Here is a 23,342-nt window from a genome sequence, read left to right on the forward strand (position 1 = left end):
CGGCGTGTAGCAGGCCCTTTCAATACCTGCGTGGTGGCCGGCTCTATTGCTTTGAACTTCGACCGCAGACTTTTGTAGGGGGTACGCGAAAGAGATTAGCCGTGTATTTCTGGATCTGCGATAGCTGTGCCAACAGTCTATCGCTGGAATTCGATGCGGAACGAGGAGTGTTCCTCAAGGAGTCATGGGAGCGCGCCGTTCCGCCAAAACAACTGCATTGTGAGGCGTGCAAAGACGTTTAAGCGTCGAGGAGTATCTATGACAAATGCGATGGAAACACTTGAGCGCGAGCATCGAACGATCGAAAAGGTATTAGCCGTTATGGCGAGAGTACAGGAACAACTGGATCTCAAGCACGATATAAATGCGGAGATTCTGCGCGATTTGCTTCAATTCATGAGGATTTTTTGCGACCAGTATCACCAGGCGAGAGAAGAAGGCTACCTGTTTCCATTGTTGGAGGAGAGGGGAATACCAGCCACGGGCTGCCCGATTGCAGTACTGAAGAGTGAACACGGGAAGATTCTGCGCCTGGTTAACGAGCTTTCAGAATCAACTGCGGCCTATTTGGCCGATGGACACTCGGGAAGATCGAACCTGAAAGAAGCGCTCCACAATCTGATGAGCTTTTTTCCTGAGCACATATGGAAAGAGGATTACCTACTATTCCCGATGGCGGAAAAAGTGCTCTCTCCTTCCGATCAGGAGATCCTGCTTCGACAATTCGCTCTCGCCGAACTCGACTTGGGGGGACGAATCAATGAGGAATTCGAAGCCCTGGCCGAGAATCTCTCAGAACGGGTAGAGTGCTGCCCGCAATGCTCTAACCCGCAGGTCGCTTAAGGGACGCTTATGAACATTCTTGACCATATTGCGATCCGGTTGGCGTGCCCTGCTTGCGGCAATCACTATGATGTACCGCTGAGTGATGTGATGCTTTCGCATGAGGTCGTTCGAACTGGATGCCCGGTCTGCCATGAAACAGAGTGCCCACCCGTATTCCAGGTACGACTGTTCGGCTGCGCAGAAATCAAAGAATTGGGAGGAGCGTGGAAGAAGGTCGTGGAAAAAGCTGAGCGAGCAGGCGGAGAACTGGTTGTGTCAGGCGACTCGCGAGATCGTCCAGCCCCAAATCAACTGTCGCGCTAACAGTTTGCTTTCCCTATCCTCTCCGAATTACTCTCTCCTCGATGTCATTCCCACGATCCAGCGGCCTTCTTCTGCATCCAACTTCCCTTCCCGGACCTTATGGCATCGGCGATCTGGGGCCTGAAGCGTATCGGTTCGCCGACTTCCTCCACGGAGCCGGACAGACGATCTGGCAGGTGCTTCCGCTCAATCCCACCGGTTACGCGGATTCGCCCTACCAATGTTTCTCGGCGTTTGCCGGGAATCCGCTGCTGCTGAGCCTGGACCGGTTGATGGAGCAGGGTCTGCTGCGGCAGGCGGACCTCGAGGGGACTCCCGAGTTCCCCAAGGACGAGGTCGCGTATGGGCGGGTGATCGATTGGAAATATCCGATCCTGCGAAAGGCAGCTCGAAATTTCTTTTCGAACAACTCGGGAGATTTGCACTCGCAGTTCGATGCCTTCTGCGAAGCGAACGCCGCATGGCTGGACGACTTCGCGCTCTTCATGGCAGTGAAGGAAGCTCACGGACTGGTGATGTGGACGCTGTGGGACAAAGCGATTGCGCGCCGCGACGCCAAGGCGATGAAGTCGTGGCGCGAGCGTTGCGCTGTCTCGATTGCGGCGCACAAGTTCTGGCAGTTCGAGTTCTCGCGGCAGTGGCGCGCACTGCAGCGGTATTGCCGCGAACGGAAGATCCGCATTATGGGCGATATACCGATCTATGTCGCGCATGATTCGGCGGACGTTTGGGCGAGACCGGATTTGTTTCACCTGAAGCCGGACGGTAACCCGGCGCTGATCGCGGGGGTTCCGCCAGATTACTTCTCGGCGACAGGACAGTTGTGGGGAAACCCAATTTATCGCTGGGACCTGATGAAGGCGAACGGGTATACGTGGTGGATCGAGCGGTTCCGCGCGGCGTTGGCGCTGTTCGACCTGATGAGGGTCGATCACTTCCGCGGGTTCGAGGCGTATTGGGAGATTCCGGGAGGAAATAAGACGGCGCAGAATGGGCGCTGGATCAAGGGTCCGGGAGCGGAACTGTTCGACGTGGTCACGGCCACTCTCGGGCCGCTGCCGATCGTGGCAGAGAACCTTGGGGTCATCACGCCGGATGTCGAGGCTATTCGGCATCGCTTCGGGTTCCCGGGAATGGCGTTGATGCAGTTCGGGTACGGTACGGATCCGCAGGGACCGTCGTTCCGCCCTCATAACTACGTTCGCGACCTGGTGGCTTATACCGGAGGTCACGATAACGACACGATGGTTGGGTGGTGGACGTCGGGCGTAGCGGACAGCACGCGGAGCGAAGAGGATCTGCGACGCGAGCACAAGTTTGTGTCGGAGTACTTCGGGTTCTCGCTGGACGATCCGACGGTGGAGATCAACTGGGTGTTCATTCGCGCGCTGTATATGTCGGTGGCGAACACGGCGCTGGTGCCTGTGCAAGACGTGCTGGGGCTCGGCGGCCTGGCGCGGATGAACCTGCCGGGGCGTCCGTGGGGAAACTGGAAGTGGCGGCTGGTGGAAGGGCAGCTTACGGAGAAGCATCAAGCTCGATTGAAGGAGTTTACGCGTGTCTACGACCGCTAGTAGCGCACCGAAGGTAGTAAGCAAACCGCGGCTGTCGTTCTGGCAGATATGGAATATGAGCTTCGGCTTCGGCGGAATCCAGTTCGGCTGGGGCCTGCAGATGGCAAACATGAGCGCGATCTACGAGTATCTCGGCGCGCATGCTGATCAGCTTGCGTACCTGTGGCTGGCGGCGCCGCTTACGGGACTGTTGGTGCAGCCGATCATCGGCCATGCGAGCGACAGGACGTGGAACGCGCTGGGACGCCGGCGGCCGTACTTCCTGGCAGGGGCGATCCTCAGTTCGCTGGCGCTGGTGCTGATGCCTCGGAGTTCGGTTCTGTGGATGGCGGCGGGGCTGCTGTGGATACTCGATGCGTCGATCAACGTCAGCATGGAGCCGTTTCGGGCGTTCGTCGCGGATATGCTGCCGGAAGAACAGCGAACCAGCGGGTTCGCGATGCAGAGCATATTTATCGGCATCGGCGCGGTGGTGGCGTCGGCGATGCCTTACATGCTGACGCACTGGTTCCACGTCAGCGACACCGCTGGCGCCACCTCGGCGATTCCCTTCACGGTGCGGCTGTCGTTCTATCTCGGCGCGGCGGCGTTCTTTGGAGCGGTGCTGTATACGATTCTGACGACGAAGGAATATCCGCCCGACGATATGGAAGCGTTTCGGCGGATGAAGGCGGAGCATACGGGCCTGGCACAGAATGTGGGCGAGATCCTGCACTCGATTCGGACGATGCCGAAGACGATGAGGCAGCTTGCGCCAGTGCAGTTCTGCACGTGGCTGGGACTGTTCTGCATGTGGCTGTATTTCGGCGTGGCGATTGCGCGGAGTGTGTTTGGCGCAACCTCGCCGCAGTCGCCGAGCTATACCGATGGGATCAAGTGGGGAGGCATCTGCTTTGCGGCGTACTCAGTGGTGACGTTCGTATTCGCGTTCGCGCTTCCCGCGATTGCGAAAGCGATAGGCCGGAAAGGCACACACACGCTTTGCCTGCTGTGCGGCGGGGCGGGGTTGCTGTCGGTTGCGATGATTCATACGCCGATGATGCTGATGCTGCCGATGGCGGGAGTTGGGATTGCGTGGGCGAGCATTCTCGCGATGCCGTATGCGGTTCTGGTGGGATCGCTGCCGCCGGCAAAGGTTGGCGTCTACATGGGGATTTTCAACTTCTTCATCGTGCTGCCGGAGATCATTGCGGGAGCGCTGTTTAATCGCGTGGTCAATTTCCTGATCCCGCGGCTGCCGGCTTCGATGGATGTGAGGCTCGCGGTAGTCATGATCGGCGGGTGCGCGCTGATTCTCGCAGCGTTGCTGATGCTGCGGGTCGAGGATGCCAGCGATCCCGCAAGGGCAGCAATTAGCAACTAGCAACCAAAGACGCGTATCTCCTGGCGCGGGCATTCTCAAAATCCTGCATTTTTATTTTTCTACCCGGTACACGCTGACGCGTGGTTTACCCGGCGTGTCGAACTGAACCCAAAGCACCAGGTGCTGCGGGAAACGATGCACGGAATACCAGACATCGTCTCCGCGGATGGCGACGACGTAGTTGGCGTACTTCGCGGGGTCGGCAAGCGATTCTTCCCATTGGGTGTGCGCGCCTTCCCAGATGACCCGGTGAAGCGGGATTCCGGCGCGTTGCAGAGCGCCGACGTAGTCCACGGTTCCCATGAGGATGATGGAGTGCGGGGGAATTTGGCGCAGAGCCTTGGCCAGGCGACGCTCGAGCATGACGCGGGTGATGCTGTTGACGCGGGCTTCGCGAAGAGAGATTGGTGTTTGGACGGCGACGAGAAGATAACTTGCGGCGACGATCGCGACGAGAGCGATTTGTGCGGCCCACCTGATCTCTTTGCGCCACGAAGCTGCAAGCAGTGCGTAGAACGCCACGGAGATGAATACGGCGAAGGCCGGCAGAAGTTCTATCCCATAGCGCACGTTGTAGTAAGAGTGCGGCCACCATACCGGCATGAAGATGGGAACACTACCGTAGGCGACGGAGTAGGCGTAGAACGGGATTGGAAGCAGCAACAGCAGGTAACTTTTCGGCATGTGGTAGCGCAACACGAGCAGTGCGCCTGCCAGGGCGATCAGGAAGAATGGCGTCTCGAGCCAACCACCAGAGACATTCAGCTTCGCGTCTTTCAAGAAATAGATCGTCGAAGTCATCAATGATCCGGTACCGGGATGAGGCGGACTGCCGGCCTGCATGGATCGAGTTTCGATGGCCTTCGCGGAGTAGGGGCCGTTCATGAAGTCGAGTGGGCGACCGGAGAGCGCGTAGTTCTGCGCGAGCCAGAGTGCACCCATGAGGGCGCAGAGGGCCATAAATGCGATGAGCGAACGTGCAACACGATGGGATTCGTAACCCACATCTGCTGACTGCGGCAGATGTGGGGCACCAGTTCCCTTTCGCCAAGTCCACCATCGGATAAGGACGACAATTCCGAAGATGGCGCTGTACACCCAGCCGTCGTAGCGCGTCAGCATGGAGGCGGCGAGCGCGATGGCACAGTACTCGAGCGATTTGTGCGGCGGATATTTCTCGCGGAAAGCGTCGTCGGCACGCAAGCCAATGAGGAATCGATCGAGGTAGACGAGCGACCAGATGAAAAAGACCAGGAAAACGGGCTCGGTCATCGCGGTCGACTGCAGATAGAGCAGGTTCGGGTTCAGGCCGTAGATGGCGGCGGCGAGCAACGCCGGCCATTTCCCCAGTCGCAGGAAAACGAGCTTGTAGATGCCAATGACGCCGAGGATGTAGGCGAGCATCGATGGGACGGAGGCGCCCCAGCCGGTCGTCCACATCTGTTGATTGACGATGAACGGAATGATGAGCAGGTGCGGCAGTGGCAGCCAGACGGTGCCGAGACGGAGAAGGCCGGGATTGATGCAGTCGAATACGTGGCGGGCAATATTGATGTGCGCCACGGCGTCGCCGTATAGAAGGATTTCGTGGCGGAAAAAGAACCAGATGAAAGAGCAAAGCGAGACGAGGGTAACAAGGGCGAGCATACGCACGGAGATGCGAGACTCGGCAATCTTTATCGGGGGCGCGGAGTCGTGCTTCCGATGTGGAAGGCGCCTATTGTCCGGGGATGTTGAAGTGACCGGCATTGAACTTGGACTCCGCAATCAGGGGCGTGGGGAGAGAAAACCTAGGGGGCTGAAGCCGCAGCGGCCTTGAACGGCGGCTGAAGCCGTGCCCCTTCAAAGCAATCTACGACATAGCTTCTCATTCCTCAATCCAGGTGCGTCAAATTCCTAAACGCGCGGAAGCGCTCGTCGATCTCAGCCTTGGTCAGGTTCTGCAGGCGCTCCGGACCGAAGCGCTCGACTGCGAACGAACCCATGACGCTGCCGTAGAACATGGCGTGCTTCAGTGTCTCGCGCGAAATTTCTTTCTGCGAGCCGATGTAGCCCATGAAGCCGCCGGCGAAGGAGTCGCCTGCGCCGGTGGGATCGAAGACCTCTTCGATGGGAAGAGCCGGGGCTCGGAATGCTTTTACGCCGTTGCCGTATGAGTTCTCTTTGAAGAAAATGGTCGCTCCGTACTCGCCGTGTTTGATGACGAGTGCCTTGGGGCCTATCTCGAGGATATTGTTGGCCGCTCGCGGCACGCTGGTGTCGCCGGTCAGCATCCTGGCTTCAGTGTCGTTGATGAGCAGAATGTCGACGCCTTTGAGAGTCTCCATGAGCTGCGGGCGCGTGTTGTTGATCCAGTAATTCATGGTGTCGCCGCCGACGAGCTTTACGTGCGGCATGGAGTCGCGCACCTGCTTCTGCAGGTCGGGCTGGATGTTTGCCAGGAAAAGGAAATCGCTGTCGTTGTAGGCGGCGGGAATTCGTGGCTGGAAATTCGCGAAGACGTTCAGGTCAGTGAACTTGGTTTGCGCCTCATTGAGATTCTCGCCATACTCTCCGCCCCAATGGAAGGTCTTACCGTTGGCGTGCTCGATGCCGCGAGTGTCGACGCCATGCGAGGTGAGAACCTGTTCATGTTCCTGGGTGAAATCTTCGCCAACAACAGCCAGCACCCGAACTTCCGTAAAGTAGCTTGCGGCGAGGGAAAAGTAGGTCGCGGCGCCCCCAAGGATTTTGTGGCGCTCGCCGAATTGCGACTTGATGGTGTCGAAGGCGACTGAGCCGACAACGAGGATAGACATTTAAATCGCCTCCGTTAAACGTACTTTCCGATGATGAGTTTCAGCTTCTCTTTCGTTGCGGCCGGGATCGCATCTTTTGAGGTGATGATGGCGCTTGCCAGGGCCGACCCGCATTTGCAGGTGCGCTCTTTTGGCATTGCTTCTACGGCTTCACGTACGACGTTGCAGGCGTTCTCGGCATTCTTCAGCAGCACGGCAACGATCTGATCGACGGTGACCTCGTCGTGGTGCGGATGCCAGCAATCGTAGTCGGTCACCATGGCGACGGTGACGTAGCAAAGCTCGGCTTCGCGTGCTAGCTTTGCCTCCTGCAGGTTGGTCATGCCTATGACGTCCATGCCCCACGAGCGATAGAGATTCGACTCGGCTTTTGTCGAGAACTGCGGCCCTTCCATGCAGATGTAGGTTCCGCCGAGTTTGACGTTCACGCCGGCGCGCTTGCAGGCGTCGTGAACGACTTTCTGGGAGCGCTCGCAGATGGGATCACCGAAAGCGATGTGCGCGACGACTCCGTCGCCGAAGAAGGTTGAAACGCGATGCTTGGTGCGGTCGTAGAACTGGTCGGGAAGCACGAAGTCCAGTGGAGCGTGCTCCTGCTTCAACGAGCCTACCGCCGAGATGGAGAGGATGCGCTCAACTCCGAGCTGCTTCATGCCGTGGATGTTGGCGCGGAAGTTCAGCTCCGAGGGCATGAGGCGGTGTCCGCGGCCGTGGCGTGCAAGGAATGCGACTTTTCGGCCGCCGAGGGTGCCGACCATGTAGCTGTCGGAAGGTTTGCCGAAAGGGGTTTCGAGCGCGACCTCGTGGAGGTCGGTGAGGCCCTTCATTTGATAAAGACCACTACCGCCAATAATGCCGATTTCAGCTTGTGCCAATCGCGGAAGCTCCTGTGTGGAACTGAAAAGCAAGTGGAACTAGGAATTATAAACAACGGCAAAACTGGACCGCGGATTTGCGCGGATCACACTACGTCAAAGCTTGAGGCCTTACCAGCGACCCTCGGCGAAGCCCCGGTCGTTCTTGCCTTTGTTTTGCCGCTTTTCCCTTTGCCGTTTTGCCGTTCATTCAATTTCAACGAAGACTGCGTCCCTCAGCTTGTCCGCCGTTGCCGGGTCGAAGCTTTCGCTGACAAATGCGGAGTCTCCGCGGAGTTCGATGATGACTGGCCCTTCTTCGGTCATCCACTCGCCGCGGGTTCCCTGGCCTAAGGGCTTGGTGGCGGTGAGTTTCGAATAGCGCTTCTGAAGAGCTTTGGCGTAGTCGTCGGCGAAGAGTTTGGCGGCGTCCGGTGACGCCCACTTTGAGACGTAGACCATGGCCATGTTAGCTTCGTCGAGTTTGCCGTCGGAGCCGACCTTGGTGCCGGGCTCCTTATAACTCAGGTAGTAGCCGCCGCGCCAGCTTGGAGAGATCGCATCGGCGGTCTCGGTGTTCAACCATTGCTTGAACATGAGTTGAACGTCGTATTCGCCCATGAAGCCGTAATCCCAGCGCTGCCACTTCTTGCCGAGAACCTTGTCGAGATCGGCAACTTTGACGTTCGGCACGGTTTCGCCAGACAAGTATGTCTGCGGCTCCATGATGTTGCGGGTCGTGGTCGGCGGATTCGTCAGCAGGCCGGCAAAGCCGCCCTCGGTCCCACGTTTAAGTTCTACTTGAAGGACGAAATTCATCCCGTCCGAGTAGGGGAACATGAGGCTGTCGCGCAGGAACAACGGTGCTTTGCTGAAGACGGGAGAGCCGGAGATGTCGCCGCCGCCCATGCCGGCGCGCATCATGCCAACAAACTGCGGGGCGTCGGTGACGCGGAGTTTGTACGCGCGCAGCATATAGTCGAGGAGGACGATCATGCCCTGACCTTCGATGACGGCTTCGCGCGCGCCGCGCCGCTCATCCTGCTCGATCTCTTCCTGGATGTTCCTGGGCTTGCCGCCGGCCTCCATCCACTTTTCCATGTCGTAGTTCTGATCCTGCAGGGCATGCGTCAACTCGTGGGCCATAACCGGTTTTTGCTCTTCGGCATCCACCCAGTCGAGCATGTTCACGGTCTTGGTTTTGGGATCGTAGTAGCCGGCCACCTGCTCTTTCATGAGCGTGAGCATGAAGGAGCGGAGGTCGAAGTCCCTGGGAAGGAGGCGGAATTTCTTCAGGCTCGTCTCGGACTTCTCCAGTTTTTCGGCGTCCTTGTCCTCTTTCATGCGCTTTTCGAGGAAGGCTCCGACTTCTTCGCGCGTGACGAGGCGGCGCTTGATGGGTTCCTTGATGGGCAGGCCGGAGTCTTTGCTGACGAAAGCAAGGATGTCGTCGAGCGATTTAAAGAGCTGCTCGGCTTCAGCCTGCGAGAGATGGTGCTCGCGAGGAACGATGGTCTGGTCCTGCCCCTGGGGTGCCTGCGGCGGCGGCGAGACCTTCTCCGGCCCAGGTTGCTGCGGGGGCGTCTGCGTGGGTGCCTGCTGAGCGACAGCGGCTAGTGCGAGCAGCAATGACAGAAGCGGGACAAGAAACCAGTTGCGGAGTGGGTGAGCCGGATGAGTTCTGTTCACAAGTTCCTTCTGGGCAAAGTCTATACCCTTAGATGTTGCTGGCGTCGGTTGAGTCCGGGCCGCGATCCGCTTCTCCTTCGTCCGCTGCTGAATCGGGCTGTACCAGATTACCCGATTGGCAGCGTTTGCGATTACCATGTCCGAACATGCCCGAAGGTAACCCAGAAAAGGCAATGGAGTACTTCAAACTGGCCTACGACAAGCAGGCCGAAGGAGAGTACCGCGAGGCAATCGAGCTATATACGAAGTCGATTGAGGCCTTCCCTTCCGCCGAGCCGTACACGTTTCGGGGCTGGGCTTATTCATATCTCGAGGATTACGAGCAGGCGATTGAAGACTGCAAGCGGGCCATCGAAATCGACCCGGAGTTTGGGAATCCCTACAACGATATTGGCGCTTACCTGATTGAGCTCGACAAGCCGGATGAGGCGATTGTTTGGCTGGAGAAGGCGATCGGGGCCAAGCGGTATGAGGCGCGCTGCTATCCGTACTACAACCTCGGGCGGGTGTATGAGGCTCGGCACGAATGGAAACGGGCGCGGGAGTGCTATCAAAAGGCACTGGCCGAGAATGGGGAATACCTCGCGCCGGCGAGGGCGTTGAAGAGGTTGAGCGCAATGTTCAACTGAAGGAATTGTGCCATCGGGTGATCGGGCTATCGTGCCATCGAAAAGCAATCGCACAATGGCGCACTGCCACGATTACAAGACGCGCTTGGCAATCCATTCCGTCAATTCTCTCGTTCCCATTGTCCCGCCGACGTCGGTCGTGAGCTTTTTCTCTTTGACGGCTGCGGCGACGGCGGTTTCCATCTTTTTGGCTTCGGCGGTGAGGCCGAGGTAGTCGAGCATCATGGCGGCGCTGAGGATGGCGCCCATTGGGTTGGCGACGTTCTTGCCCGCGAGGGGTGGGGCGGACCCGTGGACGGGTTCGAACATGGAGGTGCGGCCCGGGTGAATGTTGCCACTCGCAGCCATGCCGAGGCCACCCTGGAGAGCGGCGGCGAGATCGGTGAGGATGTCGCCGAACATGTTGTTGGTGACGATGACTTCGAGAGATTGCGGCTCGCGCACCATTTGCAGGCAAAGGGCGTCGACGTACATGTTCTGCGGCGTGATGTCGGTGTAGTCGGCGGAGACCTGCTTGAACACCTTTTGCCAGAGACCTCCGGCGTAGCTCATGACGTTGGATTTGTCGGCCATGAGGACCCTCTTGCGGCCGTGGTGGCGGGCGTAGTCGAAGGCGAAGCGGATGATGCGCTCGACACCCTTTCGGGTATTGATGTCTTCCTGCGTGGCGACTTCGTCCGGAGTGTCGCGCTTGAAGATTCCGCCCATGTCCATGTAAACGCCTTCGGTGTTCTCGCGAATGACGGTGAAGTCGATCATCTCGGGCGTGACATTTTTGAGTGGGCAGAGAGCAGAGTCGAGCAGTTTGACCGGGCGGACATTCGCGTAGAGGTCCATGCGGAAGCGCATTCCGAGCAGGATTTCCTTGGCGTGAATGTTGGTTTTGACGCGAGGGTCGCCGAGGGCGCCGACGAAGATGGCGTCGAAGTCGCGCGCGAGCATCTCGAAGCCGTCTGGCGGGATGGTGGTGCCGTCCTTCAGGTACCGGTCGGCGGACCAGTCGAACTCGGTGAACTCAACCGACGCGCCAGTTGCGCGGATCACGTTGAGGGCGGCGGGAATGACTTCTTTGCCGATGCCGTCGCCGGGAACGACGGCGATCTTGTGGGCGCGTTTTGAAACGTTCTGAGTCACGGGCATAGATAGTATCGGGAAACAGCGTAATCGGCTAATCGGAACCGTTAACGGAAGAGGCGCATGAGGCCGCGCGCGGGCAGGTCGGGGACGAGGAAACGCGAGTCGTCGCCGCGGGTATTGGCGAGCACCTGCGCGGTGATGTAGCCACCGCGGACGGCGCCTTCCATGGTGGCGGGCCATCCGGTGGCGGTCCAGTCTCCGGAGAGGAAGACGCGGGGCCAGGCGGTGAGCGGGGTGGGACGATGACGCTCGAGGCCGGGTGCAGGCGAGAAGGTCGCGTGGACTTCTTTCACGACTGTTGATTTCAGGACGCGAGCTTCCTTCGCGGCGGGGAAGAATTCTGCGAGTTCACGGAGCGCGAGGTCGAGGATGTCGTTGCGGCTGCGGGTGAGAAGCGATTTCGAGGAACTCACTACGAGTTCGAGATAGCTACCGGCGGCGAGAGGCGCATCGGGCGAACTGGCACGTTCGAGAATGCGCGATTTCTGGAACATCCATTGGATGGTGCGGTCGAGGAGCACGGCGTGATCGAGTTGCGTGATCTCGCGATCGAACCAGAAATGGATGCCTGTGATGGGCGAGCTTGTGAATTGCACGAGTTGCTCGCGGATCGGCTCGGATTCGGTGGAGTGCGGGAGGATCGAATCGAGATGCGAGAACGGGACGGCGGAGATGAGGTAGTGGAAGACGATCTCTTCGCCGCCGACGCCGACCGAAACGTGGTCGGCGGCGGGAGTGAAGGATTCGACCGACGAGCGCAGATGCACCTGGCCGCCGCGTTCGCGGATGTAGTCGGCGGCGGAGCCGTAAAGTCGCGAAAGCGGAACCGTGGGAACGCCCATGCGTCCGGCTTCGGCGGACTTGAGGAAAGCGTCGCGGAACACCATGGCACCGTAAGCGACGGAGACGCGTTCGAGGTCCTCGTTCAGCGCGCTGACGAGTACGGGTGACCAGAAGCGATCGATCGCCTGCTGCGTCTGGCCATGATGACGGAGCCACTCAAGGAAGCTTTTGCCATTATCCGCAGGAACGCGCGGCATCAGTGCTGTCATAGCGCGGCCGATGCCGAGTTTGTCGGTGAGGGAGAGCAGATCGAAGCGCAAGAACGATGGCGAGGCGTGGAAGGGTGCGGGCCATCCGGATGCGCCGATTTCGCCAGCCTGGCCGCCCGGAAGCATGAAGGTGAGGCGGTCGTACCAGCGGATCTTGTCCTGCACGCCGAGGCGTCCGTAGAAGTCGACAAGGTTGGTGCAGCAGCCGAGCAGGATGTGCTGGCAGTTGTCGACGATTTCGCCGGTGCCGGGATGCTCGTAAGACGACGCGCGGCCACCGAGGTATGGGCGGCGCTCAAACAGCGTGACGCGATAGCCGGCCTCGGAAAGAGCGCAGGCGGCTGCGAGTCCGGAGAGACCGCCGCCAATGACGGCGACGGACGCAGCGGTGCCGGCGTCGGTGAGGATCGGCGCGGGTTGGGTAAGGGTCGAACTCACGTAAGACGTTTCAGGAAACCTTTGAAAAGGATACCTGACTTTTCGAGTCCGCTGAGACGAATGCGGCGGGAGTAGACGTCGTACTGGCGCTCGACCATGCGATCGAGCAGGCGATGGTAGATGGTGACGAGCGTCCAAAGGGCACCCTGGCTGTCTTCGTCGATGAGCGGCAGGAGTTTGTCGGCGGCTTTGTAGAATTCGCGAGCGCGATTAGCTTCCATTTCCAGCAGCGGGCGCAGACGTTCGAGATTCGAACCGGAGACGAGTTCTTCGGCGGAGATGCCGAATTGCTCGAGGTCTTCCTGCGGTATGTAGACGCGGCCGAGCGAGCCGTCTTCCTTGATATCGCGAAGGATATTCGTGAGTTGGAAGGCGACCCCAACTTCTTCGGCGAGTTGCTCGGCGAACTGCTCCCGGTAGCCGAAGATGCGGATGCATGTCAATCCGACGACGGACGCGACATGATAGCAGTAGTCGTAAAGTTCGGCGAAGGTGCGGTAGGCAATGCGGACGGTATCGGGCGCGGATTGCGCGAGTTCGGCGGGTGAGGGATCGCCAGGACTGTTGGCGTAGAGGTCCATGGCAGTTCCCTGCACCAATTTGTCGAGGAGTTCGGTGGGGATGTTGTATTTCTGCTGGGCGTCGCGCAGGGCCATGAAGACGGGATCATCGGTGGCGGAGCCTTCGACGACGCGATGGAACCGGTCCAGCCATTCACTCAGTTTGCGGCGACGCTCAGGGATAGGGAGTGAAGCGTCGTCGGAGAGGTCGTCGGCGTGGCGCATGAATGCGTAGACGGCGGAGAGGGCGTTGCGCTTGGGGCGCGGCAGTGCGAGGAATCCGTAATAAAAATTGCGCGCGGCAGAGCGGGTGATGTGGCGACAAACGCCATACGCGGTCTCGAGTTGGAGTGGATGCTGCTGCACGGCGGCGCTCATGCCACCTTCCCGACCAGGGCCCGAAGCAGCAGTGCCAGCTTGCGCGGCTTGGAGATCACGGGACGCGACTTGAGTACATCATAGCCCTGCTTCTCGATAGCATCGAGAATCGCCTGGCCACCGCGCGAGAAAAGTTCGATATCGAGGGCAAGATGGCGATCGACCTTCTGAACGAGGGGCAGGCCGCGATCGAACCACTCTCGTGCGCGGGCGACTTCGAACTTCATCATCTCGCGGAACTGCGGGGTAAAGCGGCGCTGGGCGATATCGGACTCGGAAACACCGAAGAGACGTAGACTCTCCTGCGGCAGATACATGCGTCCGTTGGCGTAATCGCGAGCGACATCCTGCCAGTGATTCGCTAACTGAAGGGCGGTACAGGTGCAGTCGGAAAGCCGCTGGCGCTCTGCGTCCGAGTAACCGCAGAGATAGAGTACGAGGTGGCCAACAGGATTGGCGGAGTTCTTGCAGTATTCGAGTACCTCGTCAAAGTTTTCATAGCGCGTCTTGGTCTGGTCCTCGCGGAAAGCGATCAAGAGATCGGAGAACTCATGGTGAGGAATTCCAAACTGGCGAATGGTTTCTTCCAGCGCGATGAACACGGGATGACGTGATCCTGGTTGCGAGATGTCGGCGAGATGCGCGTAACAGGCATCTAGTTCGTGCTGCCAGAGATCGAGTAATGCAAGCGACAGTTGGGTATCCCCGACTTCGTCGCCGAGATCGTCTGAGATTCGACAGTAGGAGTAGACGTTGAAGAAGTGCTGGTGCAGGTGCTTCGGTAAAAACCAGGAGACTACGTTGAAGTTCTCGTAATGGCCACGTGCAAGACGCGCGCAGTAGGCCTGCGCTTCGGCGAGAGAAGGCGCCACGTCGGGGATCTCGTATCCGGCGGGAAGTCGCGACCAGGCAGTGCGGACGTCGAGAGCCTCGTTGGTGGTAGGGTCCATAGGATTCCACAATTGACGATTTTCTCAATGACGATTGGAAAATCAAAGTCCAACAGCAGATTCCCCGGGCTGACCACCCCAACGAGATGCGCTCGTTGGGGACCGCGCGCCACGACCTTAGTGTCCCGGGATGATCGCTGTCTTGATGTCTCCGTTGCGGTTGCTCATGTGGCGCAGCACCTGCTGCAAGCGAGAGAGCGGTGCTTCTCCGGTAATGTAATCGTTGGCTCGGATCTTCCCTTCTGTAATGAGCGCAAAAGCGCGGCGCACAGTCTCCGGGGTGTGATGGAATGTCGCCTTGAGCGTGATCTCCGAGTAGTGGAGACGCTGTGTATCGAGGTTGACCTTCGTGCCGCTTGCGCATCCGCCAAAAAAGTTTACCGTCCCGCCCTTGCGTACCATGTCGATAGCCCACTCCCAGGCCTCGGGACGACCGACAGCTTCAACGACTACGTCGGAGCCACGACGATCATTGGTGAGGGCGCGGACGGCATCGACGGCATCGTTAACCTTCGTGATTTGTACCACATCATGGGCGCCCATTTTGCGCGCGCCCTCGACCTGCGAGTCGCGCTTGACGACGGCGATGACGTTGCAGCCGACGAGTTTGGCGACCTGCATGAACATCATGCCGATCGAGCCACCCCCGATGACGGTGACGGTGTCGCCGATTTCGAGGCCGGTTTCATGCAATCCGCGCAGCACGCAGGCGAGCGGTTCGACCATCGCCGCTTCTTCGTAGCTTACGTCGGGTGGAACCGGCAGCATGTTGGTTTCGACGATGCGCTTGGGAATGCGAATGTACTCGGCGTAGGCACCGTTGTTGAAGAGCAAGTCTTCGCAGAGATTTTCCTGGTGCTTGGAGCAGTAGAAACACATTCCGCAGGGAGCGGAGTTGAGAGCGACGACGCGCTGGCCTTTGCGGAACCCTCGGACGCCCGGACCAAGTTGCTCGATGGTTCCGGCGAGTTCGTGCCCGAACAGGGCCGGGGGCACGATCATTCGGGCGTGATAACCGCGCTGGTAGACCTTCAGATCCGTTCCACAGGTGAGCGCGACGTGCACCTTGATGAGGACTTCTCCGTCGCCGACGCGTGGGATAGGAACTTTCTCGATCTTAACGTCCTCTTTACCGTAGAGGACTGCTGCTGTCATTTGTCCGTTCACTCTCTAATTTCCTTCCTTCTTCTCACACTGCTCTTCCGTGGTCCGGTTGAATAGCTATCTTCATGGTGTCCGGCTTGGGACGAGCAGCCAGTTGTAACGCCTCCACGGCCTGCTGCAGCGGAAATCGATGGCTGTAAAGCGAAGCCAGATCCATTTCGCGACTGAAGACGAAACGAAGCGACTCCTCCTGCAGATCCACGGACGCGCTATAGGAGCCCAACAACGCTTTTTCGTCGACGCAAACAGCGGCGGAATCGATGACGGCGTCACTGTGTTGCGTTTGCGCAAACAACAAAACGCGACCACCAGGACGCGCGGCATCCATGGCGGGCCGAATCAGAGCATTTCCTGCAACGGCAAGAATGACCGCATCCGCGCCCCTGCCTTCTGTCAATTCCCGGGTTCGCTCGACTGCGTTGACTGCGGATGCGTCAATGGTCGTGGTGAGACCAAAAGACATGGATATTGTAAGCCTCTGGGCGAATAAATCGGAAGCGACAACCTTGGCACCGGCACGCTTGGCGAGAAAACCCATCATGAGACCAATAGGGCCTTGACCGATCACAAGTACGGTTTCGCCGTGCTGGAGACGAAGCGTCTCGATGCCTTTCATGACGGTGTTGACGGGCTCGATGTAAGAAGCCTGTTCATAACTGACGTCGTCGGGAATCTTGACAGCTCCACCGTTGTCGACGATCCAGTCCATGACTCGAACGTACTCGGAGAATCCGCCGCCCGAGGGTTCGTAACCCGCGGTGACGCCAACCTTCTTGTAGACCGGGCACTGTGAGAAAACCTTGTTGCGGCAGTAGTAGCACTGGCGGCATGGGATGTGATGGAAGACCATGACGCGGTCCCCGACGGCGAAATTGCGAACGCCTGTGCCGGTGGCAACGATGTCTCCGGCGGTTTCATGGCCGAAGATGCGCGGGGCCGAGTGCGAGCCGGTGGAAATCTTCTTGAGGTCAGTGCCGCAGATGCCGCAGGTATGCACGCGGATGAGGAGTTCGCCGGCACCAATCCGCGGGACTGGGACGGTCTCCATGCGGACGTCGTTGACGCCGTAATAAACGGCGGCAAGCATGTGGGAAGGGATTTTACCTTCCTGCCGCCGATCGCCGATTTGAGTTGCTACGGACAAGAGTCTCCTTAACTGACGCGCATGGTGTTGAGAAGCTGGTTAAAAGAAGCAGCGCTGTCGATGCGTGCCAGGAATTCGCAGAGCGCATTCGCGGCCTTGTCGGCATTGCGCTTCAGGCGTACGAGTGCGGACCAGAGCGCAGGACGGACTGCGGCATGCATCGCGAAACGGTATGCATGGAACTCACCACGGCTGTCGATGAAACGGTCCATGGGCGGCAACCCCAAGCTGGCTTCGTCGGAAATGGCTTTCACTGCCAGGAAGCGAACACCGCGGGCTTGCGCTATCGCGGCGACGTATGCGGCCTCCATATCGACGGCGTCGGCGGCATATTTAGTTTTGAGTTCCTGTTTCACGCGCGGATTCACTATGTCGGCGACGCTGACGAGAGTTCCCTCTCCACCGTCTATGCTAAATGTTTGTTCCTCCGGCAAGGCCAGCACTTTAGTGGGGACAACCACCGTGCCGACGGCCAGGGACTCGCGTATCGCTCCGGCGAAACCGGCTGAGATGATGAGCGCCGGTTGGCGGAATGTAAGTACGGCGTCGGCGGCCTGCCGAGCAGCGCGGGGGCCGATGCCGCCGGCAAAGGCGATCACGTTGCCTCGTTCGTAAAAGCGATAGCGCGGACCGAGGATCACGTTCCAGCCGCGAATCAGTGGAGCGATCTCGCGCTCCATGGCGGCTATGATGGCGACTTCCGTGCGATCGCTCATGCCGTCATCACCGCGGGCTGAGAGTAAGCGGGCGCGTAGCCGTGGGCGACGAACCACTCGGCGGCGCGGCGGAGACAATCATCGACTGGAGCGGAGTGATAGCCCAGTTCCTTTTCCGCGCGCCCGGACGATACCCACATTTTCTTGCGGCCCATGCGAACGGCGTCGAGGGTGACGCGGGGTTCGCGACCGCGAATCTTCCCCGTCCACAGTTCATCGCAGATACCGGCCATCAGCGTGACCGCGTGCGGAACCTTGACCGTGGGAGACGGCAGTCCGGTGATGGCGGCGAGTTTGTCGAGCATCTCCTTCAGTGTGAGATTCTCGCCACCGATGATGTAGCGCACGCCGGAGTGACCTCTCTCGGCGGCAAGCAAGTGGGCGCTGGCGACGTCCTTCACGTCGACGAGGTTGAGGCCGGTATCGGAGTAGGCTGGAAACTTGCGCTTGAGGAAATCGACCACGATGCGGCCAGTGGGCGTGGGCTTGATGTCCTGTTCGCCAATGGGCGTACTCGGGTTAACGATGACGACGTCCACGCCTTCTTTCGCGGCATTGATGGCGACTTGTTCGGCGAGAAACTTGGAGCGCTTGTAGTGGCCGATCATGTCGGTGAGCGAGACCGGCGTTTCTTCATCCGTAATTGGGCCGCCATGGCCGAAACCCATGGTGGCTACACTGGAGCAGTAGACAATGCGGCGGACTCCGGCGGATTGTGCGGACTTGATGATGGCTTCCGTCCCAGCGACGTTGGCGGCGTACATCTCCTCGGGATTGCGGGTCCAGAGACGGTAGTCGGCGCCGACGTGGAAGACGAGTTCGCAACCCTGCATAGCGGGCGCGAGAGAAGAGGGATCGCGAAGATCACCGAGGACGATGTCGGCGCGGAGATGCTCGACATTATCGCGGCGACTGGTTGGGCGAACGAGAAGGCGGAGGTCGGCGCCAGCGACTGCCAGCGCTTGCGCGACGTGGCTGCCGACGAATCCGGTGGCACCTGTGAGAAAAGTTCTCAGTTGTCAGTTCTCCGTTCTCTTCGTTCTCCGTTCATCGTTCTTCATGAAAGCACAAACAAAGCGGCACTACTCTTGCGTGTCGGGCGCGAGGTTGTAGACCTCGCCCTTCGCGCGCTTCTCCCAATATTTCCTGACCCAGGCTTCCCAACTCTTGCCGGCGGCGGTGTCGCGGCCGCTGAATGCGAGGGCGGCGATGTCCGAGTATGGGATGGACTGGCGCTGGTTCGAATCTTTCGGCAGGATGCGAACGAGGGATGCGTTCAGCGTCGGAGCCGATTTGCGATCAAAAATGTAACCCTCAACGATAGTTCCGTCTTTCTTCGTGATCGTCACGTCGCCGCGATAGTCGAAGGCCTTCTCGAGGGCTTCGCGGATTTCATTTTCGGCGGCGAGTTTGGGAACCCAACCCTGGAGCGTGGCGTGCTCGGTAATCGAAGCTTCATTTTGCATGTGCTTTTCAGACACGGTCATCGCTCCTGCGGCGCAATTTGCACGAGGGGATTGCGCGCGTGCGCTGGGATGACTTTGTTCTTCTTCAGCGCGTCCATGGCTTCGGGATCTTCGTAGCGATTGTTAACCATGGCTTTCACGGTTGCGACCATGCCGCCGACGGAATGAAACGTATCGTTCACCGCCGACGGTTCGAAGCCGCTGTGCACCATGCAGTTCTGGCACTTTGGGTTTCCGCTGGCGTGTCCGTAGCTCTCCCACTCGGTCTCTTCCATCAGTTCCTGAAAGGTTTCGGCGTAACCGTCTTGCAGCAGGTAACAGGGTTTCTGCCAGCCGAAGACGTTGTACGTGGGAATGCCCCAGGGGGTGCAATCGTAGTCGCGCTTGCCCATGAGGAATTCGAGGAAGAGCGGGCTCTGGTTGAAGCGCCAGGACTTGCTGCGGTTGCTGAGAATCTGACGGTAGAGTTCTTTCGCCTGCTGACGGGCGAGGAAGTGCGACTGGTCGGGCGCCTTCTCGTAGCTGTAGCCCGGCGAGATCATCATGCCTTCCACGCCGAGCGACATGATCTCGTCCATGAAACGGCGAACGCTCTTGGGATCGGCGCCTTCGAAAAGAGTCGAATTGGTGGTCGTACGGAACCCTTTTTCGAGAAGCAGCTTGATTGCTTCAATTGCGATGTCGTAGGTGCCTTCACGGGCGACAGCGAAGTCGTGATGTTCGCGTTCGCCGTCGAGGTGAATGGTGAAGGTCAGGTACTTGCTGGGCTTGAAAAGATGGAGCTTCTCTTTCAGGAGAAGCGCATTGGTGCAGACGTAGACGTATTTGCCGCGAGCGATCAGACCTTCGACGATTTCGCCGATCTGCGGATGCATGAGTGGCTCGCCACCGGGGATGTTCACGATAGGCGCGCCACATTCTTCAACCGCTTTAAAGCACTCTTCTGGAGAGAGCTGGCTCTTGAGAACGTGTGCTGGATACTGGATTTTTCCGCAGCCGGCGCAGGCGAGATTGCAGCGGAAGAGAATCTCCAGCATGACGACGAGCGGGTACCGCTGACGTCCGGCCAGCTTCTGCTTCACAACATAAGAAGCTACGGTCCACATTTGGGATACTGGCACGGGCATGAACTAAAAACTCCTCCGGGAACTTTTCATCGCTAAAAGTTGTTGGTCACCTTGGCGTACTTGGTCAAGGCAAGCAGCGGGAAATACTGGTAGTACAGCGTGTACTTCAGGTAGAACACGCGCGGGAAGCCCGTTCCCGTGTAGGGCCACTCGTACCAGGAACCATTCTCTTGCTGATGCTGCAATAAATACGCGATGCCGCGACTGAGTGAATCGCTGCGGGTGTCTCCCGCGGCAAGTAGGCCAAGTACGGCCCAGGCTGTCTGCGAACAAGTGCTCTGGCCGACGCCCTTCTGCGTCGAATCGTCGTAGGAGCCGCAACTCTCGCCCCAGCCGCCGTCGGCATTCTGAACCATGCGGATCCACTCGGCCGCTTGCTGAACCATGGGCTCGTGGTTGTCGATGCCGATGGCATCGAGGCCGCGGAGCACGCACATTGTTCCGTAAAGATAGTTGACGCCCCAGCGTCCGAACCAACTACCGTCAGGCTCCTGCTCGGAACGAATGAACTTGAGAGCGCGCTGCACGGGCTTGTCTTTCAAGGTAAAGCCGTTCGTCGCGAGACACTCGAGAACGCGGCCGGTGATGTCGACGCTCGGTGGATCGAGCATGGCATTGTGATCGGCGAATGGAACGTACTGAAAGACCATGCGCGTGTTGTCTTTGTCGAACGAGGCCCAGCCGCCGTTCTTGCACTGCATGGCGAGCACCCACTTGAGAGCGCGCTGGACGGACTCTGACTGGAAACGCTCTTCCGAGGTGTCGACGTGGCTGAGGCCGAGCATGACCATGGCGCTGTCGTCGACGTCGGGATAGAACTCGTTGTTGAACTCGAAGTACCAGCCGCCCGGTTCCACATTCCGGACCTTCACGGACCAATCGCCCTTCGTCCGGATCTGTTTTTTCAGCATCCATTCGGCGGCATTGACGAGACGAGGGTCCCGACGGTTATCGCTGGACTCACCGAGGGCGAACATGGCGTAGGCGGTGTCCCATACCGGCGACATGCAGGGCTGCATACGGAACGTGTCTTCTTCCTCGATGCCGAGCTTCTCGAATTCGTCGAGTGCGCGGATAAACTGCGGATCGTCCATGGAGTAGCCGAGGCAGCGCAGCGCAATGATGGAGTTCAGGATCGCCGGGTAGATGGCCCCGAGACCATCGGACATCTCGAAGCGCTCGAGCATCCACTCCTCCGCGGACTTCAGGGCGATGCTGCGCAGGGGGCGGACATGCACACGCTCGAACCAGTGGGCGATGAGATCGATAACAAGGAACGTGTTTCGCCAACTGAGGATCTTGTCTTTGTTCCACTTCAGCTTGAGCGAGGTATGATGGCGACCTTCGGGAAACAACTCGTCGATTGCCATGTGATCCGGAATCTTCTTGAACGGCTTCTTGGCGTAGCAGATCGAGAGCGGAATCAGGATGGCGCGCGACCACGAGGAGATTTCGTAGATGTTGAACCAGAACCAGTTCGGGAACAGGACGATCTCCGGCGGAATCGCGGGAACTGCATCGTAGTCGTACTGGCCGAGAGCGCAGAGATAGAGCTTCGTGAAGGTATTAACTGCCGGGACGCCGCCCTGGCTGAGAATCCACTGGCGAGACTTGGTGAGCGCGGGATGATCGGGAGCGTAGCCGGCCATCTTCAGCGCGAAGTAGGCCTTCACGGCAGCACTGATGTTCGAGGGGCCACCGTTGTAAATCGGCCAACCGCCGTCTTCATTTTGGAAACGAAGAATGTGATTCGCACATTTGGCAAAACGCTTCTCGTCGACCGTCCCGAGAAGCATGTGCATGAAGATGTAGTCGGAAACGAGGGTGGTGTCGGCTTCCAGTTCACCGAACCAGTAGCCTTCCGGATGCTGACGGGAAAAAAGGTGCTCGCGTGCGGCGGATATCGCGCTCGCCAGGCGAGACTTGATGCCGTCGATCTTTCCAAAGCGTATTTCTGCGACCTGCTTGGGGGAGGTCTCGTCCATAAGTTCTCAAAAATTCCTGGTAACTATCCCACCTGAACGCGTAACAAACGCGCATTGAGAATGGGGCACCCAGTTACCTTATCAATCGGCCACGGCCGGGGCGGAGCCAATGGCTTCGACAATTTCCGGCGGCAGCGCAAAACGTACGTTCTCCGAAACGACCTCTACCTCTTCCAAGTTCGTGTAGCCGCGATCGCGCAGGTAAAGGATCGTTTCCTCGACCAAGTGCTCAGGGGCCGAAGCTCCCGCGGTCAGGGCAATCGTATTTGCGCCCTCCAGCCACTCGGGCTTGATAGCGCGGCAATTCTCGATCAGGTACGAATTTGTGCGCAGGTTCTGCGCGACTTCAACTAATCGGTTCGAGTTCGAGCTATTATCGGAACCCACAACGAGAACGAGGTCAGCCTGCTTGGCGACGTTCTTGACGGCTACCTGACGGTTCTCGGTTGCATAGCAGATGTCCTGGGCATGCGGTCCCTTGATATTGGGGAACTTCTTCTTCAGAGCCTCGATGATGTCCTTGGCCTCATCCAGCGAAAGCGTCGTCTGGGTCAGGTAAGCGACGCGGTTCGGATCCGGCACATGGATGTCTTCCACGGCTTCCGGCGTGCTCACTACCTTCGTAACGGCTGGAGCTTCGCCCAGAGTGCCGATGATCTCGTCATGGTTGAGGTGTCCGATGAGGATCAACGAGTAGCCTTCCTTGGCAAACTTGACGGCCTCAACGTGAACCTTGGTGACCAGCGGGCACGTGGCATCGATAACCCGCAGATTTCGGGTCTTGCTGGCATCGCGGACCTCCGGGGCGACACCGTGGGCAGAATAGATGACGCGCTCGCCTTCCGGTACTTCCTCGATTTCGTCGACGAAGATGGCGCCCTTGGCGCGAAGATCCTCGACGACGTGACGGTTATGAACGATCTCCTTGCGGACATAGATCGGCGGGCCGAAGGTATCGAGCGCGATGCGGACGATGTCGATGGCGCGAACCACTCCGGCACAAAAGCCGCGTGGTTTCAGGAGAAGCAATGTCTTTGCGTCGTTAGTCTGAGTCATCAGTTTTGCGTATGCCACCAGCGCGAAAAACCCGCAGTTACCCCACCATTACCCTATCGTAATTCCAACGGAATCACGAACATAAGCACAGAGAAAGGCCGGGTTCCAACAGC

The 23,342-nt window shown here is 58.9% G+C and carries 20 protein-coding genes; 4 read left to right on the forward strand and 16 right to left on the reverse strand.

The window, feature by feature from the left end; translation table 11 throughout:
• Positions 1–258: 258 nt before the first annotated feature.
• The 3 genes from ROO76_08140 (at position 259) to ROO76_08150 (ending at position 4,086) form a co-directional block, all read left to right on the forward strand.
• Complete coding sequence (locus ROO76_08140) at positions 259–843, forward strand: hemerythrin domain-containing protein (GenBank protein MDT8068123.1); 585 nt, start codon at positions 259–261, stop codon at positions 841–843.
• Positions 844–1,190: 347 nt separating this feature from the next.
• Positions 1,191–2,723, forward strand: a complete 1,533-nt coding sequence (gene malQ, locus ROO76_08145; protein ID MDT8068124.1) for a 4-alpha-glucanotransferase — start codon at positions 1,191–1,193, stop codon at positions 2,721–2,723.
• 55 nt (positions 2,724–2,778) lie between these two features.
• On the forward strand, positions 2,779–4,086 hold the full coding sequence (locus ROO76_08150; protein ID MDT8068125.1) for an MFS transporter: 1,308 nt from the start codon (positions 2,779–2,781) through the stop codon (positions 4,084–4,086).
• Positions 4,087–4,137: 51 nt separating this feature from the next.
• Here ROO76_08150 and ROO76_08155 read toward each other — a convergent pair whose 3' ends face one another.
• The 4 genes from ROO76_08155 to ROO76_08170 all read right to left on the reverse strand — a co-directional run bounded on the left by ROO76_08155 (position 4,138) and on the right by ROO76_08170 (position 9,427).
• The gene (locus ROO76_08155) at positions 4,138–5,733 is read right to left on the reverse strand and encodes a glycosyltransferase family 39 protein (protein MDT8068126.1); all 1,596 of its coding nucleotides are present in this window, start codon (positions 5,731–5,733) and stop codon (positions 4,138–4,140) included.
• 227 nt (positions 5,734–5,960) lie between these two features.
• Positions 5,961–6,884: a PfkB family carbohydrate kinase gene (locus ROO76_08160; protein MDT8068127.1), complete on the reverse strand. Its 924-nt coding sequence runs from the start codon at positions 6,882–6,884 to the stop codon at positions 5,961–5,963.
• Positions 6,885–6,898: 14 nt separating this feature from the next.
• Complete coding sequence (gene mtnP / locus ROO76_08165; GenBank protein ID MDT8068128.1) at positions 6,899–7,759, reverse strand: S-methyl-5'-thioadenosine phosphorylase; 861 nt, start codon at positions 7,757–7,759, stop codon at positions 6,899–6,901.
• A 186-nt stretch (positions 7,760–7,945) separates the two neighbouring features.
• The gene (locus ROO76_08170) at positions 7,946–9,427 is read right to left on the reverse strand and encodes a hypothetical protein (GenBank protein ID MDT8068129.1); all 1,482 of its coding nucleotides are present in this window, start codon (positions 9,425–9,427) and stop codon (positions 7,946–7,948) included.
• Positions 9,428–9,600: 173 nt separating this feature from the next.
• Between ROO76_08170 and ROO76_08175 the strand changes: the two genes are divergently transcribed.
• Positions 9,601–10,056, forward strand: coding sequence for a tetratricopeptide repeat protein (locus ROO76_08175; GenBank protein ID MDT8068130.1), 456 nt, complete (start codon positions 9,601–9,603; stop codon positions 10,054–10,056).
• 72 nt (positions 10,057–10,128) lie between these two features.
• On the opposite strand, the gene ROO76_08180 is transcribed toward ROO76_08175, so the two are convergent.
• The 12 genes from ROO76_08180 to ROO76_08235 all read right to left on the reverse strand — a co-directional run bounded on the left by ROO76_08180 (position 10,129) and on the right by ROO76_08235 (position 23,229).
• Positions 10,129–11,196: a 3-isopropylmalate dehydrogenase gene (locus tag ROO76_08180; GenBank protein ID MDT8068131.1), complete on the reverse strand. Its 1,068-nt coding sequence runs from the start codon at positions 11,194–11,196 to the stop codon at positions 10,129–10,131.
• Between the two features lie 41 nt (positions 11,197–11,237).
• The gene (hpnE, locus tag ROO76_08185; GenBank protein ID MDT8068132.1) at positions 11,238–12,683 is read right to left on the reverse strand and encodes a hydroxysqualene dehydroxylase HpnE; all 1,446 of its coding nucleotides are present in this window, start codon (positions 12,681–12,683) and stop codon (positions 11,238–11,240) included.
• A complete protein-coding gene (locus ROO76_08190) occupies positions 12,680–13,621 on the reverse strand; it encodes a phytoene/squalene synthase family protein (protein ID MDT8068133.1) in 942 nt (313 codons plus the stop codon). Before ROO76_08190 ends, hpnE begins: the two co-directional genes overlap by 4 nt.
• Complete coding sequence (gene hpnC / locus ROO76_08195) at positions 13,618–14,571, reverse strand: squalene synthase HpnC (GenBank protein ID MDT8068134.1); 954 nt, start codon at positions 14,569–14,571, stop codon at positions 13,618–13,620. Before hpnC ends, ROO76_08190 begins: the two co-directional genes overlap by 4 nt.
• Positions 14,572–14,688: 117 nt before the next feature.
• Positions 14,689–15,726, reverse strand: a complete 1,038-nt coding sequence (locus ROO76_08200; protein ID MDT8068135.1) for a zinc-binding dehydrogenase — start codon at positions 15,724–15,726, stop codon at positions 14,689–14,691.
• 34 nt (positions 15,727–15,760) lie between these two features.
• Complete coding sequence (locus ROO76_08205; GenBank protein MDT8068136.1) at positions 15,761–16,879, reverse strand: zinc-dependent dehydrogenase; 1,119 nt, start codon at positions 16,877–16,879, stop codon at positions 15,761–15,763.
• Between the two features lie 8 nt (positions 16,880–16,887).
• Positions 16,888–17,595 (reverse strand): hypothetical protein, encoded by a 708-nt coding sequence (locus tag ROO76_08210; protein MDT8068137.1) that lies wholly within the window; start codon positions 17,593–17,595, stop codon positions 16,888–16,890.
• Positions 17,592–18,611: an NAD-dependent epimerase/dehydratase family protein gene (locus tag ROO76_08215; protein MDT8068138.1), complete on the reverse strand. Its 1,020-nt coding sequence runs from the start codon at positions 18,609–18,611 to the stop codon at positions 17,592–17,594. The genes ROO76_08210 and ROO76_08215 overlap by 4 nt, the downstream gene beginning before the upstream one ends.
• A gap of 66 nt (positions 18,612–18,677) precedes the next feature.
• On the reverse strand, positions 18,678–19,082 hold the full coding sequence (locus ROO76_08220; protein ID MDT8068139.1) for a hypothetical protein: 405 nt from the start codon (positions 19,080–19,082) through the stop codon (positions 18,678–18,680).
• Entirely contained in the window at positions 19,079–20,188 is a 1,110-nt protein-coding gene (gene hpnH / locus ROO76_08225) for an adenosyl-hopene transferase HpnH (protein MDT8068140.1), read from the reverse strand. Before hpnH ends, ROO76_08220 begins: the two co-directional genes overlap by 4 nt.
• A 32-nt stretch (positions 20,189–20,220) precedes the next feature.
• Positions 20,221–22,173 (reverse strand): squalene--hopene cyclase, encoded by a 1,953-nt coding sequence (shc, locus tag ROO76_08230; GenBank protein ID MDT8068141.1) that lies wholly within the window; start codon positions 22,171–22,173, stop codon positions 20,221–20,223.
• A gap of 81 nt (positions 22,174–22,254) precedes the next feature.
• The gene (locus tag ROO76_08235; GenBank protein MDT8068142.1) at positions 22,255–23,229 is read right to left on the reverse strand and encodes a 4-hydroxy-3-methylbut-2-enyl diphosphate reductase; all 975 of its coding nucleotides are present in this window, start codon (positions 23,227–23,229) and stop codon (positions 22,255–22,257) included.
• Positions 23,230–23,342 lie beyond the last annotated feature (113 nt).

This window comes from Terriglobia bacterium (assembly GCA_032252755.1).
Lineage (GTDB): Bacteria > Acidobacteriota > Terriglobia > Terriglobales > Acidobacteriaceae > JAVUPY01.

What these genes read in the sequence shown, in the direction of transcription:
- ROO76_08210 (MDT8068137.1), bottom strand. Translation starts at nt 17,595, where the DNA reads ATGAGCGATCGCACGGAAGTCGCCATCATAGCCGCCATGGAGCGCGAG.
- ROO76_08175 (MDT8068130.1), top strand. Translation starts at nt 9,601, where the DNA reads ATGGAGTACTTCAAACTGGCCTACGACAAGCAGGCCGAAGGAGAGTAC.
- ROO76_08155 (MDT8068126.1), bottom strand. Translation starts at nt 5,733, where the DNA reads ATGCTCGCCCTTGTTACCCTCGTCTCGCTTTGCTCTTTCATCTGGTTC.
- ROO76_08150 (MDT8068125.1), top strand. Translation starts at nt 2,779, where the DNA reads ATGAGCTTCGGCTTCGGCGGAATCCAGTTCGGCTGGGGCCTGCAGATG.
- ROO76_08235 (MDT8068142.1), bottom strand. Translation starts at nt 23,229, where the DNA reads ATGACTCAGACTAACGACGCAAAGACATTGCTTCTCCTGAAACCACGC.
- malQ (MDT8068124.1), top strand. Translation starts at nt 1,191, where the DNA reads ATGTCATTCCCACGATCCAGCGGCCTTCTTCTGCATCCAACTTCCCTT.
- ROO76_08140 (MDT8068123.1), top strand. Translation starts at nt 259, where the DNA reads ATGACAAATGCGATGGAAACACTTGAGCGCGAGCATCGAACGATCGAA.
- hpnH (MDT8068140.1), bottom strand. Translation starts at nt 20,188, where the DNA reads ATGCCCGTGCCAGTATCCCAAATGTGGACCGTAGCTTCTTATGTTGTG.
- hpnC (MDT8068134.1), bottom strand. Translation starts at nt 14,571, where the DNA reads ATGGACCCTACCACCAACGAGGCTCTCGACGTCCGCACTGCCTGGTCG.
- ROO76_08180 (MDT8068131.1), bottom strand. Translation starts at nt 11,196, where the DNA reads ATGCCCGTGACTCAGAACGTTTCAAAACGCGCCCACAAGATCGCCGTC.
- ROO76_08190 (MDT8068133.1), bottom strand. Translation starts at nt 13,621, where the DNA reads ATGAGCGCCGCCGTGCAGCAGCATCCACTCCAACTCGAGACCGCGTAT.
- ROO76_08200 (MDT8068135.1), bottom strand. Translation starts at nt 15,726, where the DNA reads ATGACAGCAGCAGTCCTCTACGGTAAAGAGGACGTTAAGATCGAGAAA.
- ROO76_08160 (MDT8068127.1), bottom strand. Translation starts at nt 6,884, where the DNA reads ATGTCTATCCTCGTTGTCGGCTCAGTCGCCTTCGACACCATCAAGTCG.
- ROO76_08220 (MDT8068139.1), bottom strand. Translation starts at nt 19,082, where the DNA reads ATGACCGTGTCTGAAAAGCACATGCAAAATGAAGCTTCGATTACCGAG.
- shc (MDT8068141.1), bottom strand. Translation starts at nt 22,173, where the DNA reads ATGGACGAGACCTCCCCCAAGCAGGTCGCAGAAATACGCTTTGGAAAG.